This window comes from Microlunatus sp. GCM10028923, from assembly GCF_042666975.1.
Taxonomy (GTDB): domain Bacteria; phylum Actinomycetota; class Actinomycetes; order Propionibacteriales; family Propionibacteriaceae; genus Microlunatus.
Map to the genome: position 1 here is coordinate 1,172 of NZ_JBHTFF010000009.1, position 17,437 is coordinate 18,608.

A 17,437-nucleotide genomic window follows, 5' to 3' on the forward strand; every position below is an offset into this window, starting at 1 on the left:
GCCGGTCGGAGCCCTGCCCTCGGCTTGCCTTCGCCGGTCTGATGGTGATCCGGCCGGGCCAGTGCCAGCACCGGCTGCAGCGGTCTGCAGCCTTCGGTCTGCCTTCTTCGCGGCATGGCCGCCTCGGCTTGCCGGTGCAGTCGCCGTGTTGGCCCCGACTCGTCCTCCGTGCCTTCAGCTATGTCGCTGCCGGTCGGAGCCCTGCCCTCGGCTTGCCTTCGCCGGTCTGATGGTGATCCGGCCGGGCCAGTGCCAGCACCGGCTGCAGCGGTCTGCAGCCTTCGGTCTGCCTTCTTCGCGGCATGGCCGCCTCGGTCTGCCGGTGCAGTCGCCGTGTTGGCCCCGACTCGACCTCCGCGCCTTCAGCTACGCCGCTGCCAATCGGAACCCTGTCCCTCGCCTTCGCAGACCTGATGGCGATCCGGCCTAGCCGGCACCGGCTGCCGCGGTCGGCAACCCGAAGCGAATCGCGTCAGTGCCGGTGCCTCCGGCAACTTCGACCCCGCTGACCGGTCACCTGCGCAGCGACACGCCGCAGAAACGCCTGCGTTTGTGCCCGGTCAGCGGCGGGGCGGGGGTGGTGGGGGCGTTGGGGTTAGGGGTTAGGGGTGAGGGATTTGGCGAGGGTGGCGAACTGGTCCGGGTGGCTGAGGGCGCCGATCCCGAGGCGGATCAGGGCGGGGCCGCCGTTGAGTACCTGGTCGTCGGACAGGCCGGTCAGCATCAGGGCCAGGACGCCGGTCCGGCCGTCCTGCCAACGTACGTTGAGGCCGATGTTGACCGTTCTGGGCAGGCTGCCGCCCTTGAACCCGACGGCGGCCGCGCCCTCCGGCACCAGCGAGGCGAGGCCGCGTTCCAGGTGCCCGCGAATCACCGGCAGAGCCGACCGGGGTCGGAAGGTGCCGGCGGCGACGGCGTGGTGCAGCCCGGCCAGCTCGGCCGCCGTGCCGTGGGCGTGGCCCTGGGTCCACGGCCACTGCTCCTCGGAGGTCGCCGGCATCTCCGGGATCCGGTCCCAGACCTGCTTGCGGAACGTCAGATCGTGGATGAAGCGCTGGGCCAGATGATCACCGATCACCCGCCGCAGGGCGGTCGGCGCACCGACCGGGGCCGCGTGTTCGGGCAAGATCAACTGCAGCACTTCGCCTTGCAGGGAACGGGTATCGGGACGGTGCCAGCCACCGGCCGCGGCGGCCCGGTGCAGGGCCGGATCGCCCAACCGGCCGCGCAGGTAGTCGGTGGCGGCGTTGTCGCTGAAGTCGATCATGGCCGCGACCAGGGTGTCCAGGGGTACGGTCCGGTCCGGGTCGTCCGCGATCCCGTACTCGTTGCACGGGATGCCCAGTGCGGTGAGGGCCGAGAAGTGGGCCCGGCCGTCGCTGACGTACGGATGCCGGGCGTCCCAGTCGCCGAGCCGAATCGGCTCCGCCGGGTCCAGGAGTCCCCGGCTGACCGCGGTCGCGTACGCCGCGAGATGGACGACCTTGATCGTCGAGGCGAGCACCCGGGGCTTGCGGTCCAGGTGTCTGATCCGCCCGCCGGACCCGTCGATTGCGGCGACCGAGACCGAGTCCCGGTGGCCCGCGATCCAGTCGAGCCAGGCTGCCGCCTCCGGGTCGGACGACCGGCGTGGTTCGGCGGCGGCCGGCGCGGAACCGAAGGCCAGTGCCCCCGGGATCGCCAGCGATCCGGCGATCAGGAAGCGGCGCCGAGTGAACATGGGTCTCCTCAAGCTCGATGGATTACGTAATATCGTAAATCTTATAAGTCCATCGGGTCACGGTCAATCGAACCGAGGGCGGTCCGCGTTCAAGATCATCTGCGTGGCTAGAATCCTGCTCCGGACACCCGGGGGATGGGGGACCCATGAGTGTGGTGCGTGCGTTCAGGCTGGTGGTGATCGCCGTGCTCTCGCTGGTGCTGCTGGCCTGGGTCGGGCGGGTGCTGTTCGGGGTGGACCAACGTGGTCCGCTGTTGCCGTTCCTCGCGCCGTTGTCGTTCGACGCCGTGATGGACGCGCTGGCGGTGCCACTGCTCGCCGGTGTCGCCTGGGGTGCCCTGCTGACGTTCGGCGGATCGTCCTGGGACTCGACGTCGAAGACGGTCAAGGGGCCGGTCGCCATGGCGACGGTGATCGAGTCGTCGACCACCGGGCTGTCGGTGAACGACGTGCCGCAGCACCAGCTGTATCTCGAGGTGAAGCCCACCGACGGCCAGCGGTACGTGAGCCAGTGCCGGCTGCTGGCGTCCGGGCGGGACGCGTGGATGATCAAGCCGGGGGTTGCCGTCCCGGTGCACTACGACCTGAACGACCCGGACTTCGTCACACCGGCCGAGCACGCCGAGCCGGAGGTTCGCCGGGCCGTGCTGCAGTGGCGGATCGAACGCGGGCTGGTCGAGCCGCGGTTGGTCCGCCCGCTCCTCGACGGCCGCTCCGAGCACGCGTCGGTGATCGACCTTCGGCCCACCGGGCGGCACCAGGACGGTCAGAGTGAACTGGAGGTCCGGCTGCTGGTCTCGCCGGACGGCCAGGACCCGTTCGAGACGACGAGCCGGGTGTTCGTCTACCCCGACTCGGTCTCGGAACTGCAGGTCGGCTCGCCGGTCCGTGCCTACTGGATGCCGGGCGACCGGGAGAACGTCGCGATCGCCGTCGGACGGGGGATCGGCCGATGAACTGGCTTCTTGATCAGCTGGTCTGGCTGGCGAACTTCCCGGCCAACACCGGTTACATCTGGGTCTTCGTCTCGGGCTTCGGTGCGTTCGGGGTGGGCCGGCACATGATCAACCGGAGCGGCCGGCAGTCGCGGCTGACCGAGCTGCGCCGGGAACGCGAGGCGCCGCTCGGGCTTCGGGACCGGCCGGTGCTGGAGGCGCTGCGGATGATCAAGGCCTGGCTGGCCCGGGTGGTGTTCGTCGGGTTGATCTTCGCCGGGGCGATCGGGATCGCCTCGCTCGGTGGCTTCACGCCCACGCTCAGCTACATCCATGCCAACGGTGTGACGGCGCCGGCCACGCTGGAGAACGACTACGTGACGTTCACCGCGAGCAACGGCCGCACCTACACGCTGCCGTACGACTTCTTCACCACCCCGGCCTACCCGGACCGGGACTTCTTCCACACCGGCGACGGCAAGATCGTCGTGCGCTACCTGGAATCCCACCCGCAGGCGTACGTCCTCGACACCGAATTGACGCCCGAAGAGTGATCACTCACTGCTGCCGGGCGTAGGCGCGGACGGCGAGCGGGCAGAACACCGCCACCAAGATCGCGCACCAGATCAAGGTGGTGACGACCGAGGTCCCGGGCGGGGTCCCGTTGAGCAGGGCCCGGCAGGCGTCCATCGCCTGACTGAACGGGTTCACGCCGGCCCGGGCTTGGAGCCAGCCCGGCAGCGAGTCGACCGGAGCGGCCAGGCTGGTGCCGAGCTGCAGCGGCAGGAAGGTGATGAACCCGATCGCGGTCACCCCGTTCGGGTCCTTGATCAACACGCCGAGGAAGACGGTGATCCAGCTGAGACAGCTGCCGAAGAGGATCGCCAGGCCCACCGCGGCGACGGCCGCTGGGACACCACCGGCGATCCGGAATCCGGCCAGGCTGCCCAACCCGAACAGGATCGCGGCCGCCGCCAGGTAGCGGACCAGGTCGGCCAGCAGGGAGCCGAACAAGGGCACGACCCGGGCGATCGGCAGGCTGCGGAACCGGTCGGTGATGCCGTTCTTCAGGTCCAGGCCGATGTTGGTGCCGGTGGACAGCAGGCCCGCCGTCGCGGCGCCCATGACCAGGACCCCGGGGAACAGGTACTGCACGTAGGCCGCGGTGGAGCCCGCGACGGAACCGCCGAACAGGTAGAGGAACACCGCGCCGAACAGGGCCGGCGTGACGACCGCGTTGATCACGGCGCCCGGGTTCCGGCCGGTCTTGATCAAGCTGCGCCGGGCCAGCACGGCGCTGTGCCGGAGCCAGCCGAGCGGTCGGGGCGGGGCGTCGGGCCAGGTGGTGATCATGAGGCGTTCTCCGTCGGTGTCGCGTGGGTCAGGACGTGGAAGGCCTCGTCGAGGCTGGGCAGGCGGAGCGCGAGTTCGGTCACCGCGACCGAGTCCTCGCGCAGCCGGGCGGCGATCTCGAAGAACTCGGCGTCGTCGGTGATCGGCAACCGGAGTCGCCGTCCCGTGTGTTCCGGGGTGTTCCGGCTCACCGCCGTCATGATCTTGGTCGCCTGAGCGGCGGCGGCCGGGTCGACCAGCCGGACCTCGACGGTACGGCCGCCGACCCGCGCCTTGAGGTCGTCCGGGGTGCCCTCGGCGATCACCCGGCCGTGGTCGATCACGGTGATCGCGTCGGCCAGGGCGTCCGCCTCCTCCAGGTATTGCGTGGTCAGCAACACGGTCACGCCGTCGGCGCGCAGGCCGCGGATCAGCTGCCAGAGCTCGTCGCGCTTGCCCGGGTCGAGGCCGACCGACGGCTCGTCGAGGAAGATCACCTCCGGCCGGCCGACCAGGCTGGCCGCGAGGTCGAGCCGCCGCCGCATGCCGCCCGAGTAGCCGGCCGCCGGCCGGTCGGCCGCCTCGGTGAGGCCGAACCGGTCCAGCAGTTCCCCGGCCCGGACGATCGCCTGCCGGCGGGGCAGGTCGAGCAGTTGGCCGATCATGATCAGGTTCGCCCGGCCGGTCAGTTCCTCGTCGACGCTGGTGTGCTGGCCGGACAGCGCGATCCGCCGGCGCACCTCGGCCGGCTGCCGTACGACATCGAAGCCGGCCACCGTCGCCCGGCCGCCGTCCGGGCGGACCAGGGTGGCCAGGATCCGGATCGCGGTCGTCTTGCCGGCACCGTTCGGGCCGAGCAGGCCGAGCACCCGGCCCCGCTCGACGGTCAGGCCGACTCCGTCCAGGGCCGTGGTCCTGCCGAATCTCCGGCTGAGGCCCTCGGCCTCGATTCCGTACGTGCTCACGCGATCTCCCTCTCGATTTCAGATGATGTCATCATCTGAATGGTGACAGTATCGTAGTCGGTCGTTCGACGAAAGGAGTGCGATGGCCCGGCTGACCCGCGCCGAGCAGCAGGTCCGGACGCGTGCCGCCGTGGTCCGGGCGGCGACCGAGGAGTTCGCCGAGCACGGCTATGCCGGCGCCAAGATCGACCGGATCGCCGACCGGGCCGAGCTGACCAGGGGAGCGGTCTACTCCAACTTCCCCGGCAAGCGGGCGCTCTACCTGGCCGTGCTGACCGAGCTCGTCGATGCCGGCCGCGCCGCCGATACCGCCGAACCGCCCGGCGACCCCGGTGCCGCCCTGGCTGCCTTCGCCCGGGTCTGGCTGGAACGCCTGCCACTGGCCGCCGACTCCGCCGAACAGGGCCGGCTGCAGCTGCGCTCGCTCACCGACGCCGCCGACGACGCGGTACGGGACACGCTGGCCCAGACGACCCGGCTGCAGGCGCTGCTGCTCGGGCTGGCGCTGGAATCGACCCGGCCGCCCCGGGCGCGCCGGCGACGCCGGGTGAAGCAAGCCGAGCTGGCGCTGACCCTGCTGGCCGGCGCGGCGCACCTGGCTGAGATCGCCCCCGGCTTCGGCGACCCGTTCGCCGTGGTCCAGGCCTGTGCCGGGCTGGCCGCGGCGGAGCCGGACGACGACTGGGACCCGCCGCACCTGGCCTACGCGCCCGAGGCCAAGGCCGAGCACGGTGCCGTGGTGCAAGATCAGGAGCCGGCCGAGGATCTGATCTCCGGCCGGCCGGTCCGGCTGGACGAGGACGGCGTCGTGGTGGTGCTCGGCACCGGCCGACTGTCGGCGGCGGAGGAGGCGGTCCGGGCGACCGACCATGATCAGGTCACCGTCGTCGTCACCACCCGGGATCCCGACGAGCGCGGCCGGCTGGTCCGGCTGCTGCTGGCCGACCTGATCGGCTGCCTGCGCCGGGTGTTCCCGCCGGAGAGCTGGGCCGGGCCGCGGCTGCTGCTCGACCAGGACGGCCGGTTCGCCGAGGCGCTCGGGGTGCCGGAGCCCGGCGACGACACGGAGGTGGCCGTCCGGGTCGCGGGCGGCGTGATCGTGAGCCGCGCCGAAGGGCGAGGCGCCGGCCACAGCGCGGCGAGCGCGACCGTGCCGCGCTGACGTACCCGGGACGGCTTAGGGTGACTCCATGCCGCGCTATGAGTTCCGCTGTCGCGAGTGCAGCACCACGTTCGAGGTCGACCGGCCGATGGTGGCCGCCGCCGATCCGGCCGACTGTCCGCAGGGTCATCCGGACACGGTGAAGCTGCTGTCCACCGTCGCGCTCGGCGGCCGGGCCGGTGCCGGCGCTCCCGTACCGGCGGGCGGCGGTGGCGGCTGCTGCGGCGGAGCCTGCGGCTGCGGCTAGAGCGGCTGTGGGCGGCCGAACCGGGCCGCGACCCCGGGGCTGTAGAGCACCGAGTCCGGCGGCCGGTCGGTCACGCCGGGCAGACCGGCGGCCGCGACAAGATCATCGTCGAAGTCGATCAAGGTCGCCCGCCGCAACGGCCACGGCTGGTGGGTGTTCGGCAGCCACAGTGTGCGCCGGCCCCGCGCGGTGAACAACGCCCAGCGCGCGGTCAGGAAGCTGTCCAGCTCATCGGCCCCGAGTTGATCATGGTCCGGCCGTACGTCGAGCGAGAACGACTCACCGGTCCGGTGCCGGCGGGACCGGTAGCCGATCACCCCGTCGCGATCGGCCTGCGTCGTCCTGGCCCAGCGGTACGGCAGCGAGTAGAGCGCCTGCGCGGTGATCACGGCGGCCAGCCGGGAGGCCTCCAGGGACCGGAACACGACGCCGCGGCGACCGCGCCCGTCGACGCCGTACAGCCGGACGTTCACCTCGGTGAAGGTGCCGAAGTACGGGATCGGTGGCCCGGGTAGGAAGCGGGCCCGGGCCAGCCGGAACGCGATCAGCCCGACCCAGCTCGACCCGTCGAAGCAGTCCGGCTCGATGCCGGGCGGCAGCAGCGGCGCGGCGCGGTGCGGCGGGATCCGCCAGTGCAGGAAGGTGACCGCCTGCCACAGCTGGGCCGCCATCGCCGGCCCGGTCAGCCCGGGTGAGGCGGCCAGGATCGGCTCCGGGACGATCACCGGGACTCGAGCGCCAGCAGGGTCGCCTTCGCCTCCGGGCCGCCGGCGTACTGGCCGATCCCGCCGCCGGACGGCACCACCCGGTGGCAGGGCAGCACGATCGGCAGCGGGTTCAGGGCACAGGCGGTGCCGACCGCGCGGAACGCCCGGGGGCTGCCGGCCCGCTCCGCGATCTGCCGGTAGCTGGCCGTGCTCCCGTACTCAATCGTGGGCAGTTCCCGCAGCACCTGCTGCCGGAATCCCGCGGTCAGCACCAGGTCCAGTTCAAGATCGAACTCGGACCGCCGGCCGGCGAAGTACTCGTCCAGCTCCCGGGCCACCGGATCCAGCCGGCGCGGCGCCCGCAGCACCCGCGGGCTGATCTTGTCCGACAGCTCGGCGATCACCCGGTCATGATCTTGCACCTGGTACGCGACCCGGGCCAGGCCGCGTTCGGTCGCAGCCAGCAGCAGTGGCCCGAGCGGGCTGTCCATGATCAGGTAGCCGACGTCGAGCAGGCCGGAATCCCCGGCCAGCTTGGCCAATCGGTCCTTCAGCCCGGCCAGTCCGGCCGGTTCCTCGTCGATCAGCGGACCGAGCGTTTCGTCGATCATGATCATGCTCCCTTCGGGTCCTGCAACAGTGTGCGCAGTGCGCGGATTCCGTCCGAGGCGGCCTTCCGGGCCGACGCGGCGGAGCCGCCGATCAAGTCGGCGACCTCGGCATGGCGGAGCCCGCCGAGATGGTGGTAAGCGACCGCCTGGCGCTGTTTCGGCGGCAGGCCGCGGACCGCGTCCCAGAGTTCGTCGGAGCGATCCTGCGGGGCCGGTTCGGGCGCCGGCTCGGTGATCTCGGCGACCGGGATCGGGCGTCGGGCGCGGGCCCGGGTGACGTCGATCGCCTTCCGGTGCGCGATCGTCACCAGCCACGCCTCGACCCGGCCGTCGTCGGGAAAGTCCGGCCAGGCCTTGAGCGCGGCCAGGAACGTCTCCGACCAGGCGTCGTCGGCGTCCGCGGTCGGCCCGAGCACGGCCCGGCAGACCCGGAGGATCCGCGCACCGTGCTCGGCGACCACCGTGTCGAACGGCTGCTTGGCCAGCGGCGTCATGTCAGAGCAGCCGCCCGGCCTCGGCCGGCACCGGCTGCTCCAGGTCGAGCAGCCGCTGCTTGCGCTCCAGCCCGCCCGCGTAGCCGGTCAGCCGGCCGTCCTTGCCGAGCACCCGGTGGCACGGCACGAGGATGCTGAGCGGGTTGTGCCCGACCGCCCGGCCGACCATCCGGGCCAGGGCACGCTCGCCGAGCTGCTCGGCCAGGTCGCCATAGCTGGTCGTCTCCCCGTACGGGATCGCCCGGAGCAACGCCCAGACTCGCTCCGAGAACGCGTCGCCCTGCGTCGCGGTCGGCACGTCGAAACCGGTCCGGCGCCCGGCCAGGTAGTCCTCCAGCTGGGCGACGGCTTCGGTGAACAGGGCGTCGTCCGCCGCGTCGACGTACTCGCCGATCGTGCCGGGGGCCGGCGGATGCCAGTGGCCGGGGAAGTAGATCCCGGTCAGCGCGTCACCGGCGGCCACCAGCGTGAGCTCGCCGATCCCGGTCGCGGCCCGCGTGTGTCGAACGGTCATGGCCCGATCCTTCCTTGTGGATGCTGTCACGAGGAAGACGCCCGGCGGCGGCGAAATGTGAGGTCGCCGGGGAACGAGGGCGGGGCGGTTTTTCACGTTACGTGAAAAACTGGCGCTTCCCGTCAGATATATCTCGCGGGAAGCGCCAAGAAGTGTGGGGAAGTGGTCGGGTCAGGGCCAGGTGCGGCCGGATTCCTCGGCCAGGGCCAGGATCAGGGCCTGGGTGCCGGAACGGCCGTGGCCGAGCCGCTGCACCGATCGGTAGAGCCGCTCGGCGAGCTCGACGCCGGGCAGCGCGAGCCCGGAGCGGCGTGCCTCGGCCAGGATGATCCCGAGGTCCTTGAGGAAGTGTTCGACGTAGAAGCCGGGGGTCCAGTCGCCGGCGATGGTCTTCGGTGCCAGCGCCGTCAGGGCGGCGGAACCACCGGCGCCGCGGCTGACCGACTCGAGCACCCGGGTCGGGTCGAGGCCGGCGGCGCTGGCGTACAGCAGCGACTCGGACAGGGCGATCATGGCGCCGGCCACCAGGATCTGGTTGGCCGCCTTGGTGTGCTGGCCGGCGCCGGGTCCGCCCTGGTGCACGATCGTCTCGCCGAAGCTGCGCAGCACCGGCTCGGCCGCCGCCACCGCGTCGTCGGCACCGCCGACCATGATCGACAACGTGCCGCGCTCGGCGCCGCCCTGGCCGCCGGACACCGGTGCGTCGACCGCACCGATGCCTTGTTCGGCGGCGACCTCGGCGATCCGCCGGGCCAGCTCCGGCTTGCTGGTGGTCAGGTCGACCACGGTGCCGCCCGGCCGCAGGTTCGCAATCACGCCGTCGTCGCCGAGCAGCACCTGCTCGACGTCGGACGGCATCCCGACGATCGTCGCGACCAGGTCCGAGCCCGCCGCCAGTTCGGCCACCGAGGAGGCGATCCGGGCCCCCGCCTCGGCCAGCGGGGCGGCCGCCTCCGGCCGCCGGGCGTAGGCGATCACGTCGAACCCGGCGTCGATCACGTGCCGGCACATCGGCCCGCCCATGATCCCGAGCCCGATCCAGCCGACGGTCGGTCCGGTCTCCCGCTGCTGTTCTGCCACGGCTGGTCCCTCCATGATCATCCGGTCGCCGGCGGTCGCCGAAGATGATCAACGTACCGGCCGGGGTCCGGGGCGGGGGACCGGGGGATCAGCGGCGGTACGCCTCCTCGTCGATCGAGGCGAGCCGGGACGACGCCACCCGCGGGGTGAGCCCGTACAGCTGCTGGAAGCTCATGATCAACGGGCGCCACCGGTCCGGGTCGATCCGGTTCGGCCGGCCGGGCAGCAGCAGTTCGGGATGTACGTGCACCCGGACCACCCGGAGCTCGGTCACCGGTGCGCCGTCCGATCCGGGCTCGCTGTGGAAGGCGACCACCTCGGCCTCCAGGGCGATCGGCGTCTCGGCCGGGATCGGCGCGTCCACCAGTTCGGCCGGCACCTGGGTCAGGCCGGCGCGGGCGAACTTGTCGGCGACGTGGGCGTAGCCGCGGGCGAGCTTGTAGGCGGCCGGGCTCGGGTTGCCGGTGGTGAGGGCGAGCCGGTTGACGACGTCGGCCTGATCGCTCGACGGCAGCGCGATCACGGCCTGGCCGGTGCGGCGCAGGTTCCCGTACGTCTGCGAGCCGTGACTGGCACCGAGCACGGCCCGGTCGCCCAGCCAGAACGCCGACGAGAACGGCGCGAGATTCGCCGTGCCGTCGGCGTTCCGGGTGCTGACCAGCACCACCGGCGTGCCGAAGTACAGGATCGCGGGGTTGGTCACGACGTGCCGGGTGTCCGGCGCCGTCAGCGGGGTCTGGTCGGTCAGGGTGTCGGTCATGCCCGGAAGACGCTCCGGACGGGCCCGATGTGAGGTCGGATCAGGTCGCGGTACGAAAATCCTGGAGGCCGATCACCGACAGCAGGGCCAGCTTGTCGGCGGCGTCGGTGCCCTCGAGCGGGAAGAAGGCGACCAGTCGGACGTCCTCGTCGGGCGTCAGCAGCACCTCGCAGTTCAGCCGGATCAGGCCGAGCTCCGGGTGCAGCACGTCCTTGCGGTCCGAGCGCCGTACCGCGACGTCGTGCTGCTCCCACAGCGCCCGGAACTCCGCGCTGCGGTCGATCAGGTCCCGGACCAGGCTGGTGATGTCGTGATCACCCGCCCGGCGCGAGTACGTCGAGCGGAGGTCGCTCACGTGCGAGGCCGAGAGCCGCGCCCAGCCCTCGGCCGGGGTCCGGTCCCGGATGCCCGGCTCGGTGAACCAGCGCCAGATCAGGTTGCGGTCGCGGCCGGCCCGGGCGTCGCCGTCGTGGATCCCCATCAGGGCGGCGAGCAGAGCGTTGTGCCAGAGCGCCTCGCCCAGGTCGCTGTAGATGCAGACCGGTACGTCGACGAGCCGGTCCGCCAGCGCGATCAGGCCCGGCCGGACGTGGCCGCCGGAGCGGCGCGGCGGCGCCGGGTAGCCGGCCAGGTGCAGCAGGTGGTCCCGTTGGTCCAGGTCGCACCGGAGCGCGCGGGCGATGGCGCCGACCACGGCCTCCGACGGCGCCGAGCCGCGGGCCTGCTCCAGCCGGGTGTAGTGGTCGGTGGACACCCCGGCGAGCTGGGCGACCTCCTCCCGGCGCAGGCCCGGGGTCCGGCGGCGCGGGCCGTCCGGCAGCCCGACGTCGGCCGGGTGCAGCAGCCGGCGCCGGCGGCGCAGGAAGTCGGCGAGTCCGGGGCGGTCGATCACGCCTCCATCGTGCCGCTCCTGCCGCAGCCGATCCAGGGAGAGCCCGTCCCTGGATGATCCGTGCCTGTCCCGGGACGTAACGCCGGGCCACGCTGGCGCCATGATCACTTCCTTCGAAACCCGGACCCTCGGCCGCACCGGCCCCGCCGTCAGCTCACCCGGACTCGGCTGCATGGGCCTGTCCGGCGCGTACGGCGACGTCGACGAGGACCAGTCCGTCCGCGTCATCCACGACTACCTCGACGCCGGCGGCACCCTGCTGGACACCGGCGACTTCTACGGCGCCGGGCACAACGAGACCCTGATCGCCCGCGCCCTCCGGGACCGCTCGCGGGACGACGTGATCCTGTCGGTGAAGTTCGGGGCGCTGCTCAACCCGGCCGGCGGGATGGGCGGGATCGACACCCGGCCGGTCGCCCTGCAGAACTTCCTCACCTACTCGCTGCGCCGGCTCGGTACCGACCACGTCGACGTCTACCGGCCGGCCCGACTCGACCCGGCGGTGCCGATCGAGGAAACCGTCGGCGCGATCGCCGAGCTGGTGAACCAGGGCCTGGTCCGCCACATCGGGCTGAGCGAGGTCGGCGCCGAGACGATCCGGCGGGCGGCCGCCGTCGCGCCGATCTGCGACGTGCAGCTCGAGTACTCGGTGCTCAGCCGCGGGATCGAGGACGAGATCCTGGACACCTGCCGGGACCTGGGCATCGGCATCACCGCGTACGGAGTGCTGGGCCGCGGCATGATCGGCGGCACCGGCGAACCCACCGGCGGCCGGGCGATCCAGCCGCGGTTCCAGGGCGACAACCGGGCCCACAACGAGGCGCTGGTCGCCCGGCTCGAGGAGCTGGCCCGGGCCAAGGGCGCCACGATCGCCCAGCTGGCGATCGCCTGGGTCGCCGCCCGCGGCGACGACCTGGTGCCGGTCATCGGGGCCCGGCGGCCGGACCAGGTGACGACCATGATCGACAGCGCCCGGGTGGTCCTGGAGCAGGCCGAACTCGACCTGATCGACGAACTGATCCCGCCCGGCTCCGCGCGCGGCGACCGCTACCCGACCCGGTACATGGCCGATCTGGACAGCGAACGCCGGTCCGGAACGTACGCCATTTCGTCAGAGAGCTGAGGTCGCTGCACAATCGGTTGAAGAGTCAGTGACCTGTCGTCCGGTGTCGGCCGGCGGTTGCTTCCCGCAGCTCGACCCGAGGACAGCCATGGCCCATGACGAAGAGCAGGAAATCGATGCGGTGCTGGAGCGGCTCCGGCAGCGGTTCAGCGGAATCGAACCGGACGCCATCGAGTCGACACTGCGTGCGGTGCACCAGCGGTTCGAGGGCAACCCGATCCGCGACTACGTGCCGCTGCTGGTCGAGCGGGCCGCGACCAGCGAACTGAACCGCAGCGCCGCCGGCTGACGGTCCGCTCCCGGGCTCAGCCGACTGCGGCGCGAGCCCGGTCCGCGTGGGCGGTCAGCACGGCGGCCACCTCTTCGGCCAGCCGTTCCCGGTCCGCCGCTGCCGGTTCCCGGAGTTGCAGCATGCCCTGAAGGGCGAGTTGCAGCGTGTGTTCCTGATCGGCGTCCGGCTGCGGGCCGACGTCGGCGACGGAGAAGTAGCCGATCACCAGCAGGGAGACGGCGTCCGCCTGCTGCCGGGCGGGCCAGTCGGTCCGGACGATCTCGTACGTCCTCCAGACGGGCAGCAGATCGCGCAGGATCGGGCCGCTCCCGTGTGCCTTGACCAGGTCGAGGGCGCCGGGCTGGTCGATCAGGCCGCCGAGCACCAGGTCGTCGGAGGTCTGCAGGGCGCGGATCAGCGGCCGGGTCACCCAGGACCTGGTCACGGTGACGCACAGCAGGTCCGGTTGCGCGACGGCGGGATCGGCCCGGACCTGCGCGGCCAGCTCGTCGAGCACGTCGGCGAGCTCCCCGGCGAGCAGCTCGAGGAACAGCTCCTCCTTCGTCCGCCAGTACTGGTAGGCGGTGCCCTTGCCGACGTGCGCGTGCTGGGCGACCGAGGCCATCGTGACCGCCTTGAACCCCTGCCGCAGGATCAACTGCCGCGCGGCATCGAGGATCGTGCCGGCGCGGGCGCTGCGCCGGCCGGGTTCGGTGGCTGGGTCGGTCATCGGCTCCTCAGGCGGCGGCCAGGTCGCTGTTGCGCAACCGGAAGTGCTTGGTCTGCGACAGCAGGCGGATCAGGGGCGGGAAGCGGAACATCAGCTTACGGATGCCGAGCGTGCGGTTGTGCCGGCGCTGCTCCTGGGCCGACGTCTGGGTGAAGATCCGCCGCATCGGGTAGGCCGACTCCTGGAAGTCGGCGATCGCCGGGCGGAGCTTGCGTTCCCACTCGGTCAGGGCGGTCTCCAGGTCGTCCGGGTGCCGCCGCAGCATCAGGCCGAGCAGGTCCGCGCCGGCCAGGCCCGAGGTCGCGCCCATCCCGGAGTACAGGGTCGGGCACCAGGCGGAGTCGCCGACCAGCACCACCCGGCCCTGGTGCCAGCGGTCCACCCGGGCGTGCTCGACCGAGTCGAAGAGGAACTCGTCGGCCCGTTCGAGGTGCTGCAGCGCCGCCTCCATCAGGTCGCCCAGCGGCTCGGGTCCGTAGAGCTCGCGGAGCCGGGCGGCCACGCCGACCTGCTTGGCCCTGGCGCGTTCGGCGGCGACATCGTCCGTCTGGTACGAGAACAGGACGGTGGGCGGGTGGTCGGCGAACGGGAAGACCCAGAACGACCGGCCCGGCTCGGAGAGGATCGCCCCGTCCTGCGACGCCAGCCCGGGCAGCGCCTCGGGCAGCTCGAACGCGGTGATCATGAAACCGAGCGGGTGCAGGTGATCTTCGTGCGGTCCCCAGACGAGCTTGCGTACGGTCGAGCGCAGGCCGTCGGCGCCGACCACGAGGTCGAAGCGTTCTGTTGTCGTGCGGTCGTTCCGAGTGTCGTGCAGGGTCACCGTGACGCCGTCGGCGTCCTGGTCGATCGCGGTCGGGGAGGTGGCGAACCGCAGGTCGGTATCGTCCGGCAGCGCCTCGAACGCCGCCCGCTCCACGTCGCCGCGCAACATCATCCACGGCCCGCCCGGAAGGTCCTGGAAGCCGAGGGCCGGCCGGCGCCGCCCCTGCCGGTCGACCTGGTGCGTTCCGCTCGCCGTGATCCGGTTGCGGATCCCGCGGAGCCCGATCCGTTCGGCGGCGATCCGGCCGCAGCCGTACATGGCGATGAGGTAGCCGCCCCGCCGCCGGGCCTCGGAACGCTCCACGATCACCGGATCCCAGCCGGCCGTGTGCAGGGCGGTGGCAGCCGAGAGGCCGGAGATTCCGGCCCCCACAACGAGTGCGCGCCGACGGACGGCGGTGGGCCGCGGGATGTCTGAGCTGGTCATGCACCAAGCCTAGACAAACTGACCAAAACAGTCAGATGGTCAGTTTGTTGTCTTGGTCACGACGTCGCGCCGGTGTAGCGCCGCAGACCCAGCCGCCAGCAGCCGACCGCGAGCAGGCAGGCGGCACCCGCACCGGCCACGGCGGATCCGAGCACCGCGACCTGCGGTCCGTGGAGCAGGGTCGAGGTCGGAATCGTGGCGATCAGGGTCAGCGGGAACAGATAGGTGAGGGCGAAGCGCAGCGGGCGGCGGTAGATGTCGGTCGGGTAGCGGGCCAGTTCCCAGGCCGAGCCGTAGAAGACGTCCAGTTGCAGGCGTGGTGCCCAAAACGCCAGGCAGGCGAGCAGGACGCCCATCGCCCAGGTCACCGCCAGCGCGACGATCAGGGTCAGGACCCAGGCGACCACGGTGCCCGCGGTCGGCGTCCGGCCGTGCCGGCCGAGCCCGATCATGATCACCACCAGCCCGAGCAGGAACTGGACCAGGGACAGCGGGGTCGAGCGCGAGAGGCTGGCCAGGAACAGGGTCGGCGCCGGCTGCAGCAGGAAGGTGTCGAGCTTGCCCTTGCGGATGCCGTTCTCGGGGAACCAGGACAGGTTCGGGTCGATGAAGGTGTGCTTGAGACTGCTGATCACCTGGAACGTCCCGATCAGGACGTACGCCTCCGGCTCGGTCCAGCCGACCAGCGAATCGGTGCGCGCATAGACGATGATCACGGTGGCCAGGCTGGCGAGCAGGCCGATGATCGACAGCAGGATGTCGAAGATCAGATTGATCCGGAAGGCGAGCGTGGCCTGGGCCGACCGGCTGAAGCCGGCGCCGAACAGCTTGATCAACTTCATGCGCCGACCACCGTATAGCGCCGCAGTCCGGCCCGCCACAGCAGTACGGCGGCCGTGATGAACACGACGATCCAGGCGGCCTGGTAGCCGAGCCCGGTGATCAGCGGGCCCAGGCCGTGCACCCGGCCCGCGACGACGTCGGCCGGCAGTCCGAGCATGCCGTAGAAGGGCAGCACCCGGCCCACCTCCGGTAACGGGCCGGGCAGGAAGGACAGCGGCGCGATGGTGCCGCCGAGCAGGGAGTTCAGGGTCCAGCCGAAGCCGACGATCGCGTGCACCCGTTCGGTCCAGAAGGCGGTCAGCGAGAGCAGGAAGATCCAGCAGAAGCTGAGGGTGGCGCCGAGGACGAAGACCGGGACCGCCGACAGCACGGCGGCGCGGTCCAGCGAAACGCCGAAGGCCACGCCGGTCAGCACGGCCACGGGCAGCCCCATGATCGTCAGCCAGGCCCGGATCGCGATGTTGGTGCCGATCGTGGCGATCACCACGGGCTGCGGGCGCAACAGATCGTGGCTGATCGTGCCGTCGTAGATCTTCTCGGAGAAGGTGAACTGCTCGAACGACTCGGTCATCACCGTCACCAGCAGCAACGCCACGTAGTAGGTCGCCACGTACGGATCCGCCGGATACACGGCCGACCAGACGAACAGGCCGATCAACGGGCCGAGCACCGCCTGCACGACCAGGGTCAGCAGGAACCACCAGGTGCCGGACCACTCCAGCACCTCCATCCGGATCCGCAGCATGATCAACAACAGCAGGCGGGCCGGCGAGATCATCAGACCCCCTCGCGGTAGGCGCGATCGATGACCGCCTCGAGCGGCGCCTCTTCGACGGCGAGATCGGCGACGTCCAGTTCGGTGAGCAGCCGTGCGGTGATCTTGGCGACGTCGGCCCGGGGCACCCGCAGCACCCAGGTCTCATTCGTCGTCTCGATCACCTCGCCGGCCGCGCGCAGCCGGTCCGGGTCCGCACCGGGTGCGGTGATCCGGAGCAGCTTGTACGGCGACAACCTGGCCGCGAGCTCGTCGAGCCTGCCGTCGTACTGCACCCGGCCCCGGTCGATCAGGACCAGCCGCGGACAGAGGGCCGCGACGTCGGCCAGGTAGTGACTGGTCAGCAGCACGGTGGCGCCGGTCTGCTCGGCGTACCCGGCGAAGTAGCGGCGCATCGCGACGGCGCCGACCACGTCGAGGCCGATCGTCGGCTCGTCGAGGAACATCACCTCCGGCCGGTACAGCAGCGACAGGGCGAGCCCGGCCCGCATCCGTTCGCCCAGGCTGAGCGCCCGCAGCTGGCGCGGCAGGAGTTCGCCGAGGTCCAGCAGCTCGGTCAGTTCGCCGAGGGCTCGCCGGTAGGCATCCTGCGGGACCTCGTACAGCAGACGTTGGTAGCGCAACGTGTCGAGCACGGTGAGCTCCTGCGATCCGCCGACCGGCTGGCTGCCGCGGACGAAGGCGATCCGGCGCAGGAAGTCGGACCGGCGTTGCCAGGGCGCCTGGCCCAGCACCCGGACCCGGCCCGAGCTGGCGTGCAGCAGTCCGGACAAGATCTTCATCGTCGTCGTCTTTCCCGCACCATTGGGGCCGATGAAGCCGACCACCTCGCCCGGTGCGAGCCCGAACGTCACGTTGCGGACCGCCGGCACTTCCCGGTAGCGGCGGTTGATCACCGACCTCAGGGTCTGCCGCCACCCGGAGCCGCGGATCGGTGCCCGATAGGTCATGCACAGGTCGTCCACCTCAACTGCTGTCACGCCAGCGACCCTAGAAAGGAAAGACGACAGCTGATGGCTTATTT

Annotated in this window: 21 protein-coding genes; 6 read left to right on the forward strand and 15 right to left on the reverse strand. The window is 71.6% G+C overall.

The window, feature by feature from the left end; all coding sequences use genetic code 11:
• Positions 1-595: 595 nt before the first annotated feature.
• The gene (locus ACFQU4_RS21605) at positions 596-1,720 is read right to left on the reverse strand and encodes a serine hydrolase (protein ID WP_377495791.1); all 1,125 of its coding nucleotides are present in this window, start codon (positions 1,718-1,720) and stop codon (positions 596-598) included.
• Positions 1,721-1,866: 146 nt separating this feature from the next.
• Here ACFQU4_RS21605 and ACFQU4_RS21610 point away from each other — a divergent pair, with 146 nt between their 5' ends.
• Both ACFQU4_RS21610 and ACFQU4_RS21615 read left to right on the forward strand, forming a co-directional pair.
• Positions 1,867-2,676, forward strand: a complete 810-nt coding sequence (locus ACFQU4_RS21610; protein ID WP_377495793.1) for a hypothetical protein — start codon at positions 1,867-1,869, stop codon at positions 2,674-2,676.
• Complete coding sequence (locus tag ACFQU4_RS21615; RefSeq protein WP_377495795.1) at positions 2,673-3,209, forward strand: hypothetical protein; 537 nt, start codon at positions 2,673-2,675, stop codon at positions 3,207-3,209. Before ACFQU4_RS21610 ends, ACFQU4_RS21615 begins: the two co-directional genes overlap by 4 nt.
• Positions 3,210-3,213: 4 nt before the next feature.
• Here ACFQU4_RS21615 and ACFQU4_RS21620 read toward each other — a convergent pair whose 3' ends face one another.
• Positions 3,214-4,008 (reverse strand): ABC transporter permease, encoded by a 795-nt coding sequence (locus tag ACFQU4_RS21620; RefSeq protein ID WP_377495797.1) that lies wholly within the window; start codon positions 4,006-4,008, stop codon positions 3,214-3,216.
• On the reverse strand, positions 4,005-4,952 hold the full coding sequence (locus ACFQU4_RS21625; protein WP_377495799.1) for an ATP-binding cassette domain-containing protein: 948 nt from the start codon (positions 4,950-4,952) through the stop codon (positions 4,005-4,007). The genes ACFQU4_RS21620 and ACFQU4_RS21625 overlap by 4 nt, the downstream gene beginning before the upstream one ends.
• A gap of 82 nt (positions 4,953-5,034) precedes the next feature.
• Between ACFQU4_RS21625 and ACFQU4_RS21630 the strand changes: the two genes are divergently transcribed.
• Positions 5,035-6,114, forward strand: a complete 1,080-nt coding sequence (locus ACFQU4_RS21630; RefSeq protein ID WP_377495801.1) for a TetR family transcriptional regulator — start codon at positions 5,035-5,037, stop codon at positions 6,112-6,114.
• A gap of 28 nt (positions 6,115-6,142) precedes the next feature.
• Entirely contained in the window at positions 6,143-6,361 is a 219-nt protein-coding gene (locus tag ACFQU4_RS21635; RefSeq protein ID WP_377495803.1) for a zinc ribbon domain-containing protein, read from the forward strand.
• On the opposite strand, the gene ACFQU4_RS21640 is transcribed toward ACFQU4_RS21635, so the two are convergent.
• From ACFQU4_RS21640 to ACFQU4_RS21670, 7 genes are all read right to left on the reverse strand, one after another.
• Positions 6,358-7,086 (reverse strand): YqjF family protein, encoded by a 729-nt coding sequence (locus ACFQU4_RS21640; RefSeq protein WP_377495805.1) that lies wholly within the window; start codon positions 7,084-7,086, stop codon positions 6,358-6,360. The genes ACFQU4_RS21635 and ACFQU4_RS21640 overlap by 4 nt on opposite strands.
• The gene (locus ACFQU4_RS21645; RefSeq protein ID WP_377495807.1) at positions 7,083-7,679 is read right to left on the reverse strand and encodes a methylated-DNA--[protein]-cysteine S-methyltransferase; all 597 of its coding nucleotides are present in this window, start codon (positions 7,677-7,679) and stop codon (positions 7,083-7,085) included. The genes ACFQU4_RS21640 and ACFQU4_RS21645 overlap by 4 nt, the downstream gene beginning before the upstream one ends.
• A gap of 2 nt (positions 7,680-7,681) precedes the next feature.
• Positions 7,682-8,173 (reverse strand): RNA polymerase sigma factor, encoded by a 492-nt coding sequence (locus ACFQU4_RS21650; RefSeq protein WP_377495809.1) that lies wholly within the window; start codon positions 8,171-8,173, stop codon positions 7,682-7,684.
• A 1-nt stretch (position 8,174) separates the two neighbouring features.
• A complete protein-coding gene (locus ACFQU4_RS21655; RefSeq protein ID WP_377495811.1) occupies positions 8,175-8,687 on the reverse strand; it encodes a methylated-DNA--[protein]-cysteine S-methyltransferase in 513 nt (170 codons plus the stop codon).
• Between the two features lie 171 nt (positions 8,688-8,858).
• Complete coding sequence (locus tag ACFQU4_RS21660; RefSeq protein ID WP_377495813.1) at positions 8,859-9,767, reverse strand: NAD(P)-dependent oxidoreductase; 909 nt, start codon at positions 9,765-9,767, stop codon at positions 8,859-8,861.
• Positions 9,768-9,855: 88 nt separating this feature from the next.
• Positions 9,856-10,527 (reverse strand): flavin reductase family protein, encoded by a 672-nt coding sequence (locus ACFQU4_RS21665; RefSeq protein ID WP_377495815.1) that lies wholly within the window; start codon positions 10,525-10,527, stop codon positions 9,856-9,858.
• Between the two features lie 40 nt (positions 10,528-10,567).
• Positions 10,568-11,419 (reverse strand): helix-turn-helix transcriptional regulator, encoded by an 852-nt coding sequence (locus tag ACFQU4_RS21670; RefSeq protein ID WP_377495817.1) that lies wholly within the window; start codon positions 11,417-11,419, stop codon positions 10,568-10,570.
• A gap of 100 nt (positions 11,420-11,519) precedes the next feature.
• On the opposite strand from ACFQU4_RS21670, the gene ACFQU4_RS21675 reads away from it, so the two are divergent.
• Positions 11,520-12,542 (forward strand): aldo/keto reductase, encoded by a 1,023-nt coding sequence (locus tag ACFQU4_RS21675; protein ID WP_377495819.1) that lies wholly within the window; start codon positions 11,520-11,522, stop codon positions 12,540-12,542.
• A gap of 88 nt (positions 12,543-12,630) precedes the next feature.
• Positions 12,631-12,831: a three-helix bundle dimerization domain-containing protein gene (locus tag ACFQU4_RS21680; protein ID WP_377495821.1), complete on the forward strand. Its 201-nt coding sequence runs from the start codon at positions 12,631-12,633 to the stop codon at positions 12,829-12,831.
• Between the two features lie 16 nt (positions 12,832-12,847).
• Here the strand turns inward: ACFQU4_RS21680 and ACFQU4_RS21685 are convergent, their stop codons facing one another.
• From ACFQU4_RS21685 to ACFQU4_RS21705, 5 genes are read right to left on the reverse strand one after another with little or no spacing between them, the layout of a single operon-like run.
• A complete protein-coding gene (locus ACFQU4_RS21685; protein ID WP_377495823.1) occupies positions 12,848-13,543 on the reverse strand; it encodes a TetR/AcrR family transcriptional regulator in 696 nt (231 codons plus the stop codon).
• A gap of 7 nt (positions 13,544-13,550) precedes the next feature.
• Entirely contained in the window at positions 13,551-14,795 is a 1,245-nt protein-coding gene (locus tag ACFQU4_RS21690; protein ID WP_377495825.1) for an FAD-dependent monooxygenase, read from the reverse strand.
• Between the two features lie 56 nt (positions 14,796-14,851).
• Positions 14,852-15,637, reverse strand: a complete 786-nt coding sequence (locus tag ACFQU4_RS21695) for an ABC transporter permease (protein WP_377495827.1) — start codon at positions 15,635-15,637, stop codon at positions 14,852-14,854.
• Entirely contained in the window at positions 15,634-16,416 is a 783-nt protein-coding gene (locus ACFQU4_RS21700; protein WP_377495829.1) for an ABC transporter permease, read from the reverse strand. The genes ACFQU4_RS21695 and ACFQU4_RS21700 overlap by 4 nt, the downstream gene beginning before the upstream one ends.
• Positions 16,416-17,393: an ATP-binding cassette domain-containing protein gene (locus ACFQU4_RS21705; protein WP_377495831.1), complete on the reverse strand. Its 978-nt coding sequence runs from the start codon at positions 17,391-17,393 to the stop codon at positions 16,416-16,418. Before ACFQU4_RS21705 ends, ACFQU4_RS21700 begins: the two co-directional genes overlap by 1 nt.
• Between the last annotated feature and the right edge of the window lie 44 nt (positions 17,394-17,437).